Source organism: Pseudomonas sp. V88_4 (assembly GCF_029967985.1).
GTDB lineage: Bacteria > Pseudomonadota > Gammaproteobacteria > Pseudomonadales > Pseudomonadaceae > Aquipseudomonas > Aquipseudomonas glycinae.
This window is the reverse complement of sequence record NZ_JASCAF010000027.1, coordinates 101,899-120,059: the sequence shown is the minus strand read 5'-3', so window position 1 is coordinate 120,059 and position 18,161 is coordinate 101,899. Positions and strand designations below refer to the sequence as shown.

The 18,161-nt window shown below is 62.5% G+C and carries 14 protein-coding genes and 1 pseudogene; 9 read left to right on the top strand and 6 right to left on the bottom strand.

All coding sequences use genetic code 11. The features are described 5' to 3' along the window. Positions 1 to 5 precede the first annotated feature (5 nt). The 8 genes and pseudogenes from QLG12_RS07795 to QLG12_RS07760 all read left to right on the top strand — a co-directional run. A complete protein-coding gene (locus QLG12_RS07795) occupies positions 6 to 1,007 on the top strand; it encodes a polysaccharide deacetylase family protein (RefSeq protein ID WP_282474262.1) in 1,002 nt (333 codons plus the stop codon). Further along, complete coding sequence (locus QLG12_RS07790; protein ID WP_282474261.1) at positions 1,004 to 2,311, top strand: oligosaccharide flippase family protein; 1,308 nt, start codon at positions 1,004 to 1,006, stop codon at positions 2,309 to 2,311. Before QLG12_RS07795 ends, QLG12_RS07790 begins: the two co-directional genes overlap by 4 nt. Then, positions 2,308 to 4,227 carry a hypothetical protein gene (locus QLG12_RS07785; protein WP_282474260.1) on the top strand — a complete coding sequence of 640 codons (1,920 nt, stop codon included), beginning with the start codon at positions 2,308 to 2,310 and terminating at the stop codon, positions 4,225 to 4,227. Before QLG12_RS07790 ends, QLG12_RS07785 begins: the two co-directional genes overlap by 4 nt. 67 nt (positions 4,228 to 4,294) lie before the next feature. After that, the gene (locus QLG12_RS07780; RefSeq protein WP_282474259.1) at positions 4,295 to 4,984 is read left to right on the top strand and encodes an N-acetyltransferase; all 690 of its coding nucleotides are present in this window, start codon (positions 4,295 to 4,297) and stop codon (positions 4,982 to 4,984) included. A 4-nt stretch (positions 4,985 to 4,988) separates the two neighbouring features. After that, positions 4,989 to 6,176 carry a GNAT family N-acetyltransferase gene (locus tag QLG12_RS07775; protein ID WP_282474258.1) on the top strand — a complete coding sequence of 396 codons (1,188 nt, stop codon included), beginning with the start codon at positions 4,989 to 4,991 and terminating at the stop codon, positions 6,174 to 6,176. Beyond that, positions 6,148 to 6,936 (top strand): ChbG/HpnK family deacetylase, encoded by a 789-nt coding sequence (locus QLG12_RS07770; RefSeq protein ID WP_197870940.1) that lies wholly within the window; start codon positions 6,148 to 6,150, stop codon positions 6,934 to 6,936. The genes QLG12_RS07775 and QLG12_RS07770 overlap by 29 nt, the downstream gene beginning before the upstream one ends. 117 nt (positions 6,937 to 7,053) lie before the next feature. Then, positions 7,054 to 7,746, top strand: coding sequence for an N-acetyltransferase (locus QLG12_RS07765; protein WP_282474257.1), 693 nt, complete (start codon positions 7,054 to 7,056; stop codon positions 7,744 to 7,746). Positions 7,747 to 7,890: 144 nt separating this feature from the next. Further along, positions 7,891 to 8,031: pseudogene (locus QLG12_RS07760) on the top strand (transcriptional regulator); the annotation flags it as partial. 55 nt (positions 8,032 to 8,086) lie between these two features. On the opposite strand, the gene QLG12_RS07755 reads toward QLG12_RS07760, so the two are convergent. Beyond that, positions 8,087 to 8,893 carry a class I SAM-dependent methyltransferase gene (locus QLG12_RS07755; RefSeq protein ID WP_282474256.1) on the bottom strand — a complete coding sequence of 269 codons (807 nt, stop codon included), beginning with the start codon at positions 8,891 to 8,893 and terminating at the stop codon, positions 8,087 to 8,089. A gap of 163 nt (positions 8,894 to 9,056) precedes the next feature. On the opposite strand from QLG12_RS07755, the gene QLG12_RS07750 reads away from it, so the two are divergent. Then, a complete protein-coding gene (locus QLG12_RS07750; protein WP_282474255.1) occupies positions 9,057 to 9,425 on the top strand; it encodes a hypothetical protein in 369 nt (122 codons plus the stop codon). On the opposite strand, the gene QLG12_RS07745 is transcribed toward QLG12_RS07750, so the two are convergent. From QLG12_RS07745 to QLG12_RS07725, 5 genes are all read right to left on the bottom strand, one after another. Beyond that, positions 9,416 to 10,852: a sigma-54 dependent transcriptional regulator gene (locus QLG12_RS07745; protein ID WP_064378923.1), complete on the bottom strand. Its 1,437-nt coding sequence runs from the start codon at positions 10,850 to 10,852 to the stop codon at positions 9,416 to 9,418. The genes QLG12_RS07750 and QLG12_RS07745 overlap by 10 nt on opposite strands. Then, positions 10,821 to 12,314, bottom strand: coding sequence for an ATP-binding protein (locus tag QLG12_RS07740; protein ID WP_197870934.1), 1,494 nt, complete (start codon positions 12,312 to 12,314; stop codon positions 10,821 to 10,823). The genes QLG12_RS07745 and QLG12_RS07740 overlap by 32 nt, the downstream gene beginning before the upstream one ends. 104 nt (positions 12,315 to 12,418) lie before the next feature. Beyond that, positions 12,419 to 13,489, bottom strand: coding sequence for an SCO family protein (locus QLG12_RS07735; RefSeq protein ID WP_282474254.1), 1,071 nt, complete (start codon positions 13,487 to 13,489; stop codon positions 12,419 to 12,421). A gap of 17 nt (positions 13,490 to 13,506) precedes the next feature. Next, positions 13,507 to 16,314, bottom strand: coding sequence for a multicopper oxidase domain-containing protein (locus QLG12_RS07730; RefSeq protein WP_236195303.1), 2,808 nt, complete (start codon positions 16,312 to 16,314; stop codon positions 13,507 to 13,509). A 159-nt stretch (positions 16,315 to 16,473) separates the two neighbouring features. Further along, positions 16,474 to 17,922 (bottom strand): ATP-binding protein, encoded by a 1,449-nt coding sequence (locus QLG12_RS07725; protein WP_282474253.1) that lies wholly within the window; start codon positions 17,920 to 17,922, stop codon positions 16,474 to 16,476. Positions 17,923 to 18,161: the final 239 nt, after the last annotated feature.

Here is an 18,161-nt window from a genome sequence, read left to right as displayed (position 1 = left end):
GAGCCATGGCGATCAAACAACTGATTAAACGCACCAGCGGCTGGTTCTATCTCAACTCGTCCATAGGACGCAACCAGTTGCACGGCGCCGGCGTGATCCTGATGTTGCACCGGGTGCTGACCAACGACCGCGCCGCCGACCTGCCGCACCGCAACGAACTGTGTGTCGGGCCCAAGGCCTTCGAGCACTTGCTGGTGTGGCTGCGCAAGCATTTCGATTGCGTGCCGCTGATGGAGATCCTCCAACCCAATGCCTTGCGCACCGAGCGTCCGCAGGTGGCGCTGACCTTTGACGACGGCTGGCGCGACAACGCCGCCAACGCCTTCCCGCTGCTGCAGAAACATCAGGTGCCGGCGAGCATTTTTCTCTCCACCGATTTCATCGGCAGTCGTCAGCGATTCTGGTGGGAAAGCATCGGTGAAACCCTGTGGGGCAGCCACGGCGAAAAGCCGCGCATGCACCTGATCGAATGCTTGCGGTCTCTGCACCATCCGGTGCCGGTACTGCTGGACGACATCGACGTGGATCGGCGCAGCCTGACCCTGTTGCATTACCTGCAAGGGCTGAAAGCGCTTGACCCGATGCTGCTCGAACGCCTGACCGACGAGTGCCCGCAAGAGTCGCAACCCCAGGCGCTGGACTGGCATCAGGTGCGGGCGATGGAAGCGTCAGGGCTGGTGCGTTTCGGCCCCCACGGCGCCAGTCACGCGATCCTCACCGGCCTGGACGACGTGCGCCTGAGCGAAGAAATCAGCCGCAGCCGCGATGCCATGCTCAATGGCTGCAACCGGCCGCTGCCGGTGTATTGCTACCCCAACGGCGACAACGATGAGCGGGTGCGCGAACAGATCGCCAATCACGATTTCCCGTTTGCGCTGGGCACCGGCAGTGGCATCTATCGCGGTAACGGCGATCCGCTGAACCTGCCGCGCTTCGGTGTCAGCCAGCGCACAGCGCGCAATCCGCAACTGCTGTCGTGGCGGATCTATCGCGGGGCGCGGCCATGAGTCGAGGCAGTTACCTCAAGCACCTGGCGCTGAGCATGGGCACCAAACTGGCGATGATCGCCCTGCGCCTGCTGAGGAATGTGCTGCTGGCGCGAATTCTCGGCCCCAGCGAACGGGGCCTGTTCGCCCTGCTCAGCACCCTGCCGGACCTGATCAGCGCGGCCACCAGCGGCGGCCTGAATTCGGCGGTCGGTTATCAGGCGGCCAAGCAGCGGCCGATGGGCTTGTTGCTCGCACAAGTGCTGGTGTTCGGCTGTTTGCTGGCGGGTCTGTTGACCTTGCTGGTGGTGGCGCTGGTGCGCGAGTTCGGCAGTGAGCTGGACGTGACCATGCAACTGGGTCTGCTGGCGTGGCTGTTGCTGCTGGCGGTGCCGTTGACCGTACTCAAAAGCGGTCTGCTGACCTTGCACAATGCGTCCGGCGGCGTGGTCGCGTTCAATGCCTTGCGGCTGGTGGAATCCCTGGCGCCGCTGCTGCTGTTTCTCGCGCTGTTCTGGATGTGGAAAGAAGCGGCCCTGGAAGCGGCGCTGATCAGTTGGCTGGCGGGGATCAGTCTGGTGGTGCTGGTCGGCTGGCTGTGGCTCAAACGCGCGCAGCCATTGCAGCTGCAATGGGACCGCGCCAGCCAGAACGAGCTGCTGCGTTTCAGTGCCCGCAGTCACCCGGACCTGCTGTTCCAGCAAGTGATCCTGCGTTCCGATTACCTGTTCATCGGCGCCCTGCTTGGCAGCACCGCCCTCGGGCATTACGCGATGGCCAGCGCCGCCGCCGAGCTGCTGCTGATCGTCCCGGAAGCGGTGACCACGCCGCTGATGAAACGCCTGCTGCAACAGGACGAAGGCATGGACAAGGTTACGCCACTGGCCCTGCGCCTGACCGCCACGGTGATGCTCGGCGCCTGCCTGACCATGGCCGTGATCGGCGAATGGCTGATCGTCACCCTGTTCGGCGTCGCCTACCAACCGGCGTATCCGGCGCTGCTGGCGTTGCTGCCGGGGCTGCTGGGCCTGTGCTACGCGAGCATCCTGCGCCTGGACCTGATCGGCAAGAACCACCCCGGCACGGTGTCGCTGCTGATGGGGCTCGGTGCGCTGCTCAATCTTGCGCTGAACCTGCTGCTGATTCCGGCCTACGGCATCGTCGGTGCAGCGGCAGCGTCGTCGATTGCCTATCTGGCGGTGACCGTGGCAATGCTGGTGTTGTACTGCCGGTTGAGCGGCGTGGCGTTCTGGCAAACCCTGATCATTCTGCCCAGCGACCTCACGCCGATGTGGCTGATGTTGCAGCGTCGGAAGGCAGCATGAAAGGCCTGGCCCTGCTGCTCGGCCTCGGCCTGTCGCTGGACGCCTTCGCGGCGGCGATGCGCTGGGGCGACATTCGCGACGGCAGCCTGTACCTGCAAGCGGATCGCCCCGACACGGTGACCGTGCGCTGGGCGCCGGCGTGGCAGGCGGAGGCCAACGAAGAGCACATTTACCTGCTTGACGGCCGCGGCCAATTGCAGGGCGAGCGCTTCATCAAGGCCAGTGAAACCCGTGGCAGTCAGAGCTGGCCATTGGCGCCGGGGGCCGCGAGTTATCAGCTGGAAATCCCCGGCTACAGCTTCCGCAGTTATCGGGTCGAGCACGACGAAAACACCGTGGCGCTGTTCGCCCCGGCCAAGGTGCACTTCAGCGCGGAAACCCGTAACGGCGATGAACTGTATTTCAAGGTTGCCGCCGGTGAGCACGCGGTATTGGCGGGCAAGTTTCACGGCGGGGTCAGCGCCCTGCAAGCGCAGCGGGTCGGTGACGGGCAGCCCCTGACACTGGCGCTGAAACCCTATCGCGCCTATTGGCAATTCGATCAGCTGGCGTTGCCGGTCAGCGAACGCGAGCAGGTCTGGCGCCTGCGTCTGCAAGGCAGCGGCAAAGCGGCGTTCTGGCTCGACGGCACGGCCAATCTGTTCGCACAGACCCCGCAACAGCTCAAACCGCTGCGCGAAGACGACGGCCACACGCGCCTGATCCTGCACGACAAAGTCCTGGGGCGCACCCCGGATCTGGGCATCGCCCTGCCCTACGTGATGCCGCCGCCGGCCAGCCATCCGCTGCTCGATGCACTGAAACCGACGGCCGCCAGTTACTACAGTTTTGTCGACGTGACGGCGAGACAACCGCACTTCGAAGATGCGTTTCGCCAGGTCTATCAGGATCGTTTCGGCATTCGTCTGGACATCACTTTGCTCGCCGGCAGTCAGCGTCAGGCCGATCTGCGCGCCGACGTGCAAAGCAATAACGGCCTCGACGCCTGGCTCGCCAGCACCCGTGCGCTGGGCGGCAAAGGCACGCACTACATCGGGTTCGCCGACGAGCCCAATCTTAATTATTCGAGTTACGAGCAATACCGTTCGATCTTCACCAGCATGGCCCGGCAAGTGCGCAGCGATCCGGCCAATGCCAAGGCCGGCGTGCGTATCGCGATGCCGGCCAGTTCGCGGCTGGTCAACGGCCCGTTCGCCGACAACGCCGCGAACAAGCGTGGCATCGACTGGGCCCGGCGCCTGCTCGGTGAATCCGCCGATCAGGTCGATGCGCTGGCCTGGCACGAGTGGATGATTCGCGACCTGCTCGCCACCCGCGTGTACCGCGACAGCGTACGTCGGGCGGCGGATCTGGTCGGTCTCGACGCCAAGGGGCAACCGCGCAAAGCCTTGCTGCTGGACCAGACCAACCTGTCCAGCGGCTCGAGCCTGAGCCCCTACGATCAGGAAACCCATTTCACTTCGCTGTGGTGGGCCTCGGTGGTGATCAACGCCTCCCAGGACGGCTTGCTGAGCATGCTCAACTGGTTTCAGGCCGCCGATGAGCCGCAATACCCCAAAGGCATGTTGCGGATACTGGGCGATGACCGCTTCGAGTTGAAGCCGGTGGGCCTGGCCCAGCAGTTCATTCAGCAGCACTGGCTGCACAAGGTGTTGTGGCTGGAGAACGACGCGTTCGAAGTCGATGTGCTGGCGATGGCCGGCGACGATCAGCGTGGACTGCTCGGTGTGAACAAAGGCACGCGTTTGCAGCATGTCGATCTGGCGGGCGCCAAATGCCCGCTAAGCGGCGGCGCACTGCGTTATTTCGGCGCCGACAACCGCAGCCGCGACGCGCCTTTTCGCTGCCAGGACGGCCGCGTGCGCTTCGAACTGCCGGGACAGACCCTGTTTGCCCTGAGCTGGAGCGCCTCATGACCGCCCCGTTGATGTCCGGCCGCGCTGGCCTGTGCCGCGCGATGACACGTCATCAGGAGCCACGACCATGAATGTTTTGCAAAAAATCCGCGATCACATCAAACACAAAGGCCTGCGGGCCACCTTGGCCAAGGTGTGCAAACACTACGTCTTTTCTCATCAGGAACTGCTGTGGATGGAGCGCGATCTGGTCAGTCCGGTGCCACCCCACAGCCTCAAGCCCTACCCGCCACTGCGGGTGGTGAAGATCACCCCGGACAACGTCAGCGCCTTCGCCCGGCACTTCGGCGATCGCGTCAGCACCATGGCGGAGCTTGCCCGGGAACATCACACCGGGCACATGCACCTGGACGATCAGGGCCATGCGGTGGCGTTCATCTGGGGCACCGCTCAAGACTATTTCGACCGGCACTACTACGGCTGCCTGTTCCCGGTGAAACCCGGTGAGTTCTTCGAATTCGGCGGCGAGCTGACCCGCTCGTACTGGGGCACGGAACTGTCGGTGGACCTGCAACTGGAACTGTGGAAAGCCATGGCCGCCCAGGGCTGCGACAAGGTCGTGGACGTCTGCGAATTCCACAACATCCCGGCGCTCAAGCTGCACCTGCGCATGGGCTATACCGAACAGGGCCGGATCATGAATGTGTATGAGTTGTTCGGTCGCTGGCGCTTCTACCGCGAAACCCGCTACAGCGGATCGCGCCTGGATGCGTTACGCAAACCTTCCCGTCCACCTGTCACAGCAACGGCGACCTGAGCCTATGGCGCAATTCGAATGGCGCACCTCGTTGTGCGCACCTGACTTTCCGGCAGCGGCCTATGAAGCGCTGCGCCTGCGGGTGACGGATCACACGCCGTTCAACAGCCTCGACTGGCTGGGTGCGGCAGAGCAGACGCTCGACACACACGAGCGCCTGCACGTTTTGCTGGGTTGGGAAGCGGACGAATTGCGCCTGTGCCTGCCGCTGGTGACAAGCCGTGAACGGTTTTTCGGTGTGCCGTTTCGGGTGGTGCATCACCTGGGTTATCCGCTGGCCGATCGCCTGGCGTTGTTATCACGGCTGAACGCCGACGATATGCGCCAGGCCCTGCGGCTGATTCGCCAGCGAGTGCCCCACGCCCTGCTGCAACTCAACGAAATCGCCGAGCCGGTCGGCGCCCAAAGCGTGCTCACCGAATGGATGGCCCACAGCTCCACCGGCGAACGTCGCTTGAGCTGCCGGGTGCCGGTGCACCTGATCAGTGACGCTGACCGCCAGGAAGTTTCGGGCGACCCGCGCTACAAACTGCGCCGGGCGCGCAAGCGCATTGCGGCGTGCGGCGCCGAGGTCCGGCGGATCACTCCCGATGCGACCAGCATGGGCCCGTTGCTGCAGGCCATCAGCGGAGTCGAAGCGGTGAGCTGGAAAGGCGACGAAGGCGTCGGGATCTTTACCAGCGAGCGCAGCCGCCGTTGCATGGAAAACGCCTTCACCGCCCTCGCCGCTTCGGATCGGGTGCGCGTGGTGATGCTGGAGCTGGACGGACGTTGCATCAGCTATCGGCTCGGCCTGTTCGAGCAGGGCCGGCTCTACGATTACAACCTCGCCTTCCTGCCGCAATACGCCGATCTGGGCAGCGGCCGGGTGTTGCTGGAGGAATGGATTCGCTGGGGGCTGGATGACAACTGGCGCTGGATCGATGCCTCGCGGGTCAGCCTGGAAAACTCCAGCCATCAACTGCACGAACGCATGACCGGGCATCTGGAACACTGGCGCTGGAGCTTCTACTCGTGGCGCCCGAGCGGCCTGTTGCTGGGGCTGGGGCTGCGCGTCTGGCACCGGCTCAAGCCTGGGTTGCAACAATGGCGGGCGAAGCGTGCGGCGGCCAGAGCGGCGGTCATTGCGACACCTGTGATCAACCCCACCAAGGAGGGCGAACATGCCTCGCCAAGTCATAGTCAACGCTGACGATTTCGGCCTCAGTCCGAACGAAAACGCGGTGATCCTCGGTGCATTCCAGGCCGGGGTCATCAGTTCCGCCACCGCCATGGCCAACATGCCGGCGTTCGAAGCGGCCTGCGCCATGGCCCGACTGCCGCTGCTGGAAGGCCGGATCGGCCTGCATTTCAACCTGACCTACGGCCGCCCCTTGAGCCGGGCCATTCTCCAGCGTCGCACCTTCTGCGACAGCCACGGTGTGTTCGACCTCAACCTGCCTCGCCACAGCCTGTGGCTGGGCCGTGAAGATCGTGAGGCGGTGCAGGAAGAATTGCAGGCGCAGTGGCAGCGCTGCGTCGATCACGGCGTGCGTCCCAGCCACCTCGATTCGCATCAGCACGTGCACAACATCTGGCCGATCGGCGAGATCGTCGCGCGCTTCGCTGCCCACCAAGGCGTGCCCGTGCGCCTGGCACGCAACCTGGGACAAAACCTCAGCCTGCCCAAACGTGTGTTCAAGGGCTTGCTCAACCGTCGTTTGCAGGGACTGGCCGGGGTCACTGCCGATTACGTCTGCACCCCAGTGGACCTGCGCAACGCTCCCGCGCCGACCGACGGCGTGCTGGAAATCGTCGCCCATCCGAACCAGCTCGGGGCGGATTTCGGTGACGCCTATCTGCAACCCGGAGAGTCCCTGAGCCGCGTGCTAGAGCTGCGGCTGGCGGGGGTTCCACGGGTTTCCTATGCCGATCTGAACAAGGAATTTCTACGCGGTGCCGCGGCACTCTGAACGGTTACACAACTTGCAATACATTCAAAGCTGGCGCTTTGACATGAACCTGCAGGGCTGATCTATACCCACAAAAGCGTCATCCACAACACCCGGGCTCCGGCCTCGGAGGGCATCATGAGCGTCATTGAAAAGCTGCGCGAACGTATCAAGCAAAAAGGCCTGGGCCGCACCTTCGGCACGTTGTGGAAACGCTACGTGTTCTTCCATTGGGAACTGTTGTGGATGGAGCGCGACCTGGTCAGCCCGGTACCGCTGCACAAGCTGCGCCCCTACGACGGTCTGCGCAAAGTCGACATCACCGCCGAGAATGCCGGCGCGTTCGCCAGGCATTTCGGTGACCGCGTGCAGACCATGGCCGAGCTGGCCAACGAAGGCCACACCGGGCACATGTACCTGGACGCCGACGGTCATGCGGTGGCGTTTATCTGGGGCAGCATTCGTGACTACCACGACCGCCACTATTACGGCTGCACCTTCCCGGTCAAACCCGGCGAGTTCTTCGAATTCGGCGGCGAAATGACCCGCGCCTACTTCGGCAGCAGCCTGTCGGTGGACGTCCAGGTCGCCCTCTGGGAAGCCATGGCCGCCCAAGGCTGCAACAAAGTGGTGGACGTCTGCGAAACCCACAACATCCCGGCGCTGAAACTGCACATCCGCATGGGCTACCACGAACAGGGCCGCGTCATGCACGTCTATTGCCTGTTCGGCAAATGGCGCTTCTTCCGCGAAACCCGCTACGAAGGCTCACGCCTGGACCCACTGCGCAAACCGGGACGGCCGGTGGTGACGGCGGCTGCGCAGGCTTGACGGGTTTAACCTGCGACGGCCGGGACGGCGTCGCAGAATCTTCCTACTCTCGTACAGGAACCAGCGTCATTCAGTTTCAGCTCCATCTGGCTGCTCGCAATCATGTGAATGAATACATTCATGCAGAAACGCAGAGACAAACCGATGGATCAAAAAACATCCGATTTTGACATGACAGCATTGCTGGTTGATTTGAATGCCATCCGTGAGTACCTCTCTCAGATACTGGCAGAGGGTGACGATGAAGAGTTGCTCCGAGCAATCGGATACGTGACGCAAGCCCGTATCCGACTCACCGAAAAAGAGACAGCGCCTCTCGCCTCCCCCTCTTGTACCTGCCTCAGCGCTTCACCCCCACCCACGTAAAACACAGCGGCATCTGCGCCTCGCGGTTCTGGTACTGGTCATAGACTTCTTCCCGGTTCGAGTGCGGGTATTCCTTGAAGTGCGTGATGTTAAGGCCGGCCTCGAGGGCGGCGGTGAAGATCGCGCCGAGGGTGTGCACGAACCAGTAGGACTTGGCCGCCGGCTGTTCGACCTTGCCGACGTAGACGATCGGCTCCTCCTGCACGAACGGTTCTTCACGGAAGTACGAGCTGGCGAGGCGAAACGGATCGTCGGCCTCGGGGTCGACCATTTCCAGGAACGGGTGGGTCTCGTAGATCACCAGTTGTCCGCCCGGCTTGAGGGTCGAGGCGACGTGGCGAAAGAACTCGCCGATGTCAGGCATCCAGCCAAAGACGCCGATGGTGATCAGCGCGACGTCAAAACGGCCGCGCAGCGCGTCAGGCAAATGATGGATATCGGCCTCGATGAACTCGGCGTTGTGCGGCGAACGCTTGTTCAGTTCGCGGGCCTGTTCGAGAAACGCGCTCGACTGATCGATGCCGACCACGCTCAGTGCGCCGAGGGCAAACAGCGAAAGGCTTTCGCGACCGTTGTTGCAACACAGCTGCACAACGTCTTTGCCATCGACACCGACCTGCTCGAGCAAGCCGCGCAGGGTGTCGTCGAGGCAGGAAAAATCGGCCTGCGCAACTTCGGTCAGCAAGGCCTGCCACTCGGCAGAGTCCTGGTGATGACGGGCGGAATCATTCCACGCCTGTCGATTGCTCTCGACGGCATTTCTATGGTTTGGCACTTCCATGGCGCACTCCGGGCGATGCTCACCATTGAGCGGCCCGAGTCTACTTCAGCCTCGCGCAACAGGTTGTTGCGAACTTGTAAGCCGACAACGCCTGCACCAACGCCTGCAACGCGTGCAGCTATAGTTAATAGCCTTGGGGAAATCCGCTTCCACAGGTGCTGCCATGGGAATGTTCAATCGACTGCTGTTGTCCGCCTGTCTGCTCGCCGCCGCCCAGGCGCAGGCGCTGGACAGCAATTTCAACTACTACGGGGCGGACCAGCCCTTTGCCCACCCTGCTCCACCGTCGCTGTCGGCCCAGCCGCCCCGGCCGTTCGATGACACGCCGCCGCAGGATTTCATCGTTATCCCGGATCGCCATGTATTCCAGGACTCGCAACTGCCGACCGTGGCCGATGCGACGGTACGGGTGTTTATCCGCACCTACGATGCCGAGCGCGGCATTTACGTCAACGACGAGGTGCTGGACCCGACGTGCGTGCTGGAATGCCTCGGCTCGCCGAATCCGCGCAGCACCACCGTTTACCACTGACGCTTGTCCGGCCGCGCCAGGCCGAGCTTTTCGATGCGGTAGCGCAGCATGTCGCGGCTCAGGCCCAGCAGGCGCGCCGATTTGGTGACGTTCCAGTCGGTCTTGTCGAGCATCTTGCGCACCATGTCGCGCTCGACTTCCGGCAGGTTCATCGATTCGGTGTTGCTCGCCGGGCGCGGTTCGAAGTGCGGGTGCTGCACCTCGTGCTGATGCTGCGGTGGCAGCTCATCGCACAGGCTCATGCACACGTTCAGTTGATGAGCGGCGATGGTGTCGTTCGGCGCCAGCAGCACGGTCTGTTCAAGCATGTTGCGTAGCTCGCGCACGTTGCCCGGCCAGGTGTAACTGAGCAGCAGTTCTTCGGCCTGATCGCTGAAATGCAGGTTCGGTTTGCCATATCGCTTGCCGTGACTGGCGAGGAAGTGCCGGGCCAGCAGCAGGATGTCTTCGCCACGGGCGTACAGACGCGGCACCTTGATCGAGATGATCCGCAGCCGGAAAAACAGATCGCGGCGGAACTTGCCCTGCTGGACCATCTGTTCAAGGTTGCAATTGGTGGCGCTGATCACCCGCAGGTTGACCTTGCGCTCCTTCACCGAGCCGACCCGGCGAATGGTGCGATCCTCCAGCAGTTTCAGCAGCTTGGCCTGGAGCACCAGATCCATTTCACCGATTTCATCGAGAAACAGCGTCCCGCCATCAGCGGCTTCCACCAGGCCGACCCGGCGGTCCTTGGCATCGGTGAACGCGCCTTTCTCGTGACCGAACAGCTCCGACTCCACCAGGTTGGCCGGAATCGACGCGCAGTTGAATTCAATGAACGGGCCTTTGCTGCGCGCACCGTCGAAATGCAGCGCACGGGCGACCAGTTCCTTGCCGGTACCGGTTTCGCCCTCCACCAGCACTGGCGGCAGATCGCCGTTGGTCATGCGCCGTTCGGCTTCGAGCAACTGGCCGATGGTGTTTTTCAGGTGCAGCATCGGCGCCGATTCGCCGATCAGCGCCTGTACTCCGGATTTCTGCGCCTCGCGCTCCTGATAGAACGACAGCGTGCGTTCCATCCGTTCGGTGGCCAGGGCCTTGTCCAGCAGCAGTTTGAGTTCCGGCAGCGCGACCGGTTTGGTGACGTAATGGAAGGCGCCCTCCTTCATCGCGACCACCGCGTCTTCGACGTTGCCGTAACCGGTCATCATGATCACTTTCAGGTCCGGCGCGCTGATGCGCAGCTTCTGGATCAGATCGTGACCGCTCATGCCCGGCAGCGAGTTGTCGGTCAGGACGATGTCCGGCATGAAGCTTTCCAGTTGCCCCAGCGCGTCCTCGGCCGAGTGGCAGACCGTCACCTCGAAGTCCTTGCGCTCCAGGTAGGTCTGAATATTCTCGGCCAGCAGTTCGTCATCCTCGACCAGCAGAATGCTGTGTTCCATATTCCCCTCCCGATGCCACTCTAAAGTTGAGACTGACGCGGGTTCCTTCCTGCTCGCGGCTGGTCAGCATGACCGAACCCTGAAACCGCTCCATGATTCGCTTGACCAGCGCGAGGCCGACCCCGAGGCCGCCCTGCTTGGTGGTGAAAAACGGTTTGAACACCAGTTGTTGCTGCTGCGCGCTCATGCCTTTGCCAGTGTCGCTCAGGGTCATGCGCACCTGACCGGTCTGCGCTGTTTCAATCTCGACACTGAGTACGCCGCCTCTGGGCATCGCTTCCAGGGCATTGGCAAACAGGCTATTGAGAATTTGCGTGAGCAGCACCTTTTGACTGACCACCGGCGGGCAATCTTGTGGCGTGAATCGCACTTCGACGCCGTTGCGCCGGATCAGCGCATCAAACGCCCCCAGGGTGTCCTCGACCGCCGCCAGCAGGTCCACCGTCTCGCCGTCGTCACTCATCGGGCGCAACGACACCAGCAGTTCGCGAACCCAGCGCGACATGCGGTCGACCTGGCTGATGATGTCGCCGATGTTGCGCTGTGCGCCCGGACTGGCGATTTCCTGGGCCAGTTCGGCGCTGGAGCGAATGGTCGCCAGCGGATTGCGCAGACTGTGGGCTACCGCCGAGGACATTTCGCCCAGAGCGACAAAGGTTTCATTGCTGATCAGTTGCTGCTGCTGGCTCTGCAGCAGCGTCGAGGCGCGCCGCACGATCCAGAACAAGCCGAGGTAAATCGCCGCACCGCCCAAGATCGTCGCAGCCCAGATCGAGGCGAACCCACGGTCGATACGGTCGACCAGATCCGCCGGTTCCTTGTAGATCTCGACCATGGCGACCACTTTGCTTTTGTCGGCGTTGAACATCGGAATGTAGTTTTCGATGAACAGGTACTTGGGTTCGCGGGACAGCCGCTGCTCGGGTTTTTCATCGTCGATCTTGTGGTAGCTGGAAGACACCGGGACTTTCATCTCGAACGACTCATCCAGCTCGTCGTCGTCTTCAAACTTGACGTTGATCAGTTCGGGGTTGGTCGACCAGATAACCGTGCGGTCCAGGGCGTACACCGTGGCCAGCAGAACATCCGGCAAGTGTTCGACATGATCGAGAAACTCGGCACGGGCCATTGCATGGGACAGCGGATCGACGTCGGGGTAGTTCCCGTCCTGGCGCGAGTCGAGCATCTCGCCCATGGTCCGTTGCGGCGTGATGTTGGCGTGGCGCATTTCCGCGTCGCCGATGGCCTGCACGAATTGCGCGGTGAGCAGCGCATCGCGCTCCACGCTTTCGGTGACCACGAAGCGCGTGGAGATATACCCCAGCCCCAGCGCCACGGCCGCGATGATGAAAAAACTGGCCAGCGAGAACCAGCGCAGCAGATTGAACTGCCTGCCCCAACTCTTGATGGCTGCCAACGCTATGTTCGGCGCTGCTGTTTTTTGTTCTTCCAGTTGCTGCATGGGATTGCCCTGGCTTTTTTGTGTCGAGCCCGTTACAGCCGCCTTCTCGAATGAGTGTAGGTGGCAATGACCGTGACACACGGTTCAATGATGCTATTTAGCCGCTACTGCATACGACTCACCGCTTCGCTCGCAGAACCCGGTTTTACTGGCGTCAACGCCCCGTCAGCCAAGGGCTGCACGGTCGGATGCTGACGCTCGGTTTCGGCACTCAGAAAGTCGATGATCGACTGCGCCGAAGCTTCATCCAGACGCAAGTTGGGCATCGAAATTCGCTCGTATTGCTCGAACAGTTGCACTGCGATCGGGTCTTTCTCCGCCAGCACACGATCCGGTTCGCGGATCCAGCGATTGAGCCAGGCCGCGTCGCGCTGACGGGTCACGCCGATCAGGTCCGGGCCGATGTTGCGCATACCGATGCCTTCGCCATCCTGCGGGCCGAGGCTGTGGCACGAAGCGCAGCGGGTGCGGAACAGTTCTTCGCCATTGCTCGGCGGCCGGATCTGCGGGGCGTCGGCGTAGCTTTCTTCGGTGCTGGCCTGTTTCCAGTTTTGCAGCGTATTGGCCAGTTGGTCGGCGAGGATCCACGGGTTCTCGAACGGCGAGGCTTTCATCCAGCGCCCTGTGCTCTGGTTACCGACGATCAGGCTCAGGTTGTGGTCCTTGGTGCGCCCGTTGTCGACGCCTTCGATGAACAACCCGAGTTTCTTGCGCAGCTCGGTGACGTCTTCGAACTCGCCGGTAAGGAATTTCCAGCCGGGGCCGACCTTGAAGCGTTGCGCATAGGCCTTGAGCACTGCGGGGGTGTCGCTCAACGGGTCGATGGTGATCGAGTAGAAAAAGATGTCTTTCCCGACCCGGTCCCCCAGCAGTTTCTGCACCTGGCGCAGACGCGCGGTTTCCAGTGGGCAGGAGTCGCTGCACGAAGTGAAGATGAAGTTGATCACCACCACCTTGTCTTTGATCAGGTCATCGAAAAAGCGCACCTGCCGACCGTCCTGGTCGGTCAGCAGGGTGTTGGGGAAATAGTCGCCACCCCACGGGGTGGCGGATTCACTGGCGCCTTCGGGCTGCGTCTGATGGGCGATGAGCACCTGACTGCCGAGCAGGCAGGTGACCAACACCAGAATCAGGTGCATGCCCAGGGCGCGGGAGCGCGGCGTTGGCTGGGTCATGTCGGCTCCCTCCCTTTTCATGGTTTAACGGTCACTTGCGGGCCGAAGCCGTCGCCGGTGCGGAAGGTTGGCAGTGCGGCGGAGTTGACGTAGCGCACGCCATCCCAGCTCGGCAGCGGTGTCGGCATCAACTGCAGTTGCCCGGGTTTTTCGAGGTCCCAACGCAGCAGCATCGAGTTGTCTTCATGCTGGGTGTTGTGACAGTGCTCCATGTAAGTCCCGGCAAACTCGCGGAAGTTGATCGCCATCTCGACGTTGTCCAGCCCGTCGGCCTCCGAACCGATCCGGTAGACGTCCTTGCGCGCCCATTTTTCCCATTCCGGCGGGGCCTTGCCGCCACGGCTGAGGATGATCCCCTCCTCGAAGTGCACGTGCACCGGATGGCTCCAGCCCGTGCCGCCGGCCCTGATGTTCCAGACTTCCAGGGTGCCGATGCCGTTGACCCCGGCGTCCGTCGGGCCGCTGGCCAGTTTGGTCGAGGCGTTCAACCGGCGTGGGTCCATGTGGAAGCCGAAACCGCTGTCGGTCTTGATCGTCCACGGCGCTTCATCGGTGCCGTCGGCGCGGCCGAAGGTGAAGGTCCGGTGCAGCGCCTTGGCCAGCAACGCCTTGTCGGCAGCGTTGTCGCGGTGGATCTTCAGCGGAATCATCACCAGGCCTTCGGCCTTGCCCGGTTTGGCGGGCTCATAAGCGGCCGGGTTCATCGACAGATCCTGGCCGGTATAGGCCTTGACGTTCAGTTGCAGGACCTTGCCCACCACCGGGTCGCCCCGGTCCCATTGCGGGCCTTTGCTGGTCTGTTTGATGACCGCCAGGTATTTCTCCGACAGCACGTCGGCCAGCGGGATCACTTCTTTCGGGCCCTTGCCGTCGTCCTGGGCTTGCAGGTTGACGAAGAACAGCTTGTCGCCCGGTTTGATGCCGTTTTTCGCGAAGTTGACGATGATGTCGAACCGCTCGGCGATGCCCTGGGTCGGCAGAATCGCGTTGTGGTTCTGTTTGTCGCCGTCGGCATCGAGGTCCATCGAGCCGTCGAACGGCACGCTGTGTTCCATGATGTTGCCGTCGTTGGCGATCATGTGGAACGGCACCCGGCTGTACGACACGCCGGAGTTTTTCGGCCCCTGGAATTCGCCGCCGGTGCCTTTGACTTCACGCACCAGCGCGAGCTTGAAGTAGCGCGACACCGAACCGTTGAGGAGGCGGAAGCGATAACTGCGGGCCCGCACATCGAGGGTCGGTTTCCACTGCCAGTTGACCAGCACCTGATCACCGATGAAACCGTCGGTGTTGAACGGGTTGAACCACAGCTGGCCCTGCTGATCCCAGGCCTTGTCGGCGAACACCAGGTTGACGTCGTAGTCGCGGTTGCCCCACGGCAAGGCGCTGCCGCTGGGGAAACGCAGGTTGACGCCGTCGTTCACCGATTCGTTGCCACGGTCCAGGGCGCTGTAGTAGTTCATCATCGCCGCGTTGCCCTTGTAGACGTTCTGCGCGGTGAAATCGAGCATATGGTCGTGGAACCAGTGAGTGCTCATGGTTTCGCGCCAGTCGCCACGAATCTTGATGGTGCCGTGGTCGCAGGTCTTTTTCGCAGGTTGCATGTCGTTGACCCACAGGGTTTCCCCCGGTGCGCACGGAAACGCGGCGCGCGGATCTTCGGCCTTGGTATTGATGCTGTCGTAGCCGGCGAGCTGGATCGGCCAGCGATAGTCGTAGTACTGCCCGGGGAAGAAAAACGCGTTGGCATAACCATCGCTTTCCGCCGGGGCGTGGCCGTTGTGCTCGTGGGTGGTGATGGTGTGCAGACCGAAACCACGGTTGGCCGACGGATCGATCGGCAAGCCGTTGTAATGCCGCATCAACACCGGTTGGCCGTAGCGCACCATCAACAGTTTCGGTGGCAGCGTGCCGTCGAAGGTCCACACCGAGTTGTGGTCCTGCACCGGCATCGCCGGGTGGAATCGCGCATCGACACCCTTGGCCGTGCCATCGGTCGCCGGCACGCCCGCGACGTTGTGGTACAGACCACCGGGGCCGAATTCGCCGACGGCATAACCGTGCATCTGCCGACTGTCACGCAGACCACCGTTCAGCCGCGCGCCGGTCTGCACGGTCTTGTAGGCGACTTGCGGGTAGAACTCGTTCCAGCGCTGATGAGCCCAGCCTTTTCCCGGTGGCCGGCCTTCGGCGGAGGAACCGATGTGACGGTTGAGGAAGATTTCGATCTGCGCCTGCCAAGGGTTGCGGTCAACCACGTTGGCATACTGGCTCGGGAATGGCGTGAGCCCCGGTTGACGCAGGAACGCATCCAGCGCGGTGCCGGGTGGCGCGCTGCGGGCGATGTTGTTCGGGTCTTGCGCCGGCGCCGGGCCGATGGCGGCCGGCGGGAAACTCAACGGCGCGGCCGGTGTGGTCGGGTCGAGTTTTTCCGGGCCGAACTCTTCGAACAGGACCAGTTGCTGAGTGAACGGCTGGGCACCGTACAGCGGGCTCGGCTTGCCGTTGGTGGGGTAATTGAAACTGGTCTGGACGGTGGGCGGCAGGATGTTTTCCATGCGCGTCGTGTTGCGCGTGCCTTTGACCCCGTCAGGCAGATCGAAGGAGTCTACGTTGGCCTCGGGCATCGTCAGGATTGCATTGAGCGCGCCAGCGCGGTCTTCGGGCTCGTCGTAATAGGCCGACGGGTCGGACGCTTCCGGCTGATTCTCGTCGTCGATCGGGCTCGCTCGCACCCCGGTCATCTGGCCAAGGGCCAACATCAGAAAGACGCTCAGTGGCGTCAACAGGAACAGCTTTTTGGGGTCACGCATTGCTCTGTCCATCATCAGCCGCCTCATCTAAGGAAGGGGTGATGGTGTTTTGCAATTAACTCGCCAAAAAATCATTTCCAGTTGTTACAGGGGCTTGCGAGCGCTGTTGCATGCCCCACTCCCCGGTGACTGGGGCCTGACACCCACTGCTGGGGAGAAGTTCACCCCAATTTACTGAATGAGTTGAAACGCCAGACGAACGGTGGTGCCCTTGCCTTCCCGGCTGTCGAGGCTCACGCCTCCGCCAAAGCGCTCCATGATCCGTTTGACCAGTACCAGCCCCACGCCGAGGCCGCCCTGTTTGGTGGTGAAGAACGGCCGGAACGCCATGCTGCGCTGCTCTTCGCTCATGCCTTTGCCGGTGTCGCTGAGTACAACGCTTACGCCACGGCTGTCGCTCGGCTCGAGGGTGATAGTCAGTGTGCCGCCCTTGTCCATCGCTTCCAGCGCGTTGGCCAGCAGGCTGTTGAGGATTTGTGTGAGCTGCACCGGATGGCTGAGTACCATCGGCGTCTGCTGAGGTTGAAACACCACGTGCACGCCAGCCTTGGCAATCTGCTGCTCGAACGCCATCAGACTGTCGTGCAGCGCCGCCACCAGGTTCACCGGCTCCGGTGCGTCATTGAGCGGTCGCAGCGATTGCAGCAGTTCGCGCACCCACTTCGACATGCGGTCGACCTGGCCGATGATGTCCTTGATGTTCTTCTGCGCAGGCCCCGCATCGAATTCCAGGGCCAGCTCGGCGCTCGAGCGAATGGTCGCCAGCGGGTTGCGCAGACTGTGGGCCACCGCCGAAGACATCTCGCCCAGCGCGACAAAGGTTTCATTGGCGATCAGTTGTTTTTGCTGGGCCGCCAGCAGAATCGCCGCCCGACGCACGATCCAGTACAACCCCAGGTAAATCAGCCCGCCGCCCAGCGCGGTGGCCAGCCAGATCAGCGCCAGACCGCGCTCCATGCGGGCGATCAGGTCCTTGGGCTCCTTATAGATCTCGACCATCGCCGTGACGTTCTTGCCCTCGGCGTCGAACAGTGGAATGTAGTTTTCAATGAAGATGTATTCCGGCGGCACCACGAACTTCTGTTCTTCACGGCCCTTGTCTACGTTGTGGTAACTCGCCGACACCGGGATCCTTTGATCGAACGCCCGGTCGAGGTCTTCGTCGGCATGAATGCGGGTGTTGACCAGCGCCGGGTTGGTCGACCAGATCACGGTACGATCCGGCGCATAAACATTGGCGAGGATCACATCCGGCAAATGCTCGATGTGATCAAGAAACTCACCCCTGGCGCTGGCTCGGGCCTGCGGGTCGACATCGGGAAAGTCATTGTCCTGACGCGGGTCGAGCAACTCGCCCATGGTGCGGATATTGGGAATCGAGACGTGGCGCACTTCCGCCGACGCGATGGCCTGAATGAACTGCGCGGTCAGCAAGGCATCGCGCTGCACGCTTTCTTCGATCACGAACCGTGTCGACACCGCCCCGAGCGCCACCGCCACGGTGCCGATCACCGCCATGCTGATCAATGAAAACCAGCGCAACAGGTTGAACGGCTGCTTGCGCGCGCTCAGCTGCTGGCTGCCCTCCTCGACCGGTAGCGTTTTTGACTGCATGTTCATGGCCGCGACTTCCCGATACGTCCCTATAGGGTTATAGCCCACGGTTGGGTGTTTGCCCGGATGCGGGGGGTGAACGGCCCCACACTCAGCCGATTTCCCGGTCAGGCGAAAACCGCCAGGCGTTCATGCCCCCACAATCCCCAATGCTGGGGACAGTCGCCCTGTCCGGACGTTCGCCCTCTTCCCGCGCGTCCAGCTTCCAGCCCTTGCGCCACGGGCCTTTGCCGCCGGTTGGCCGG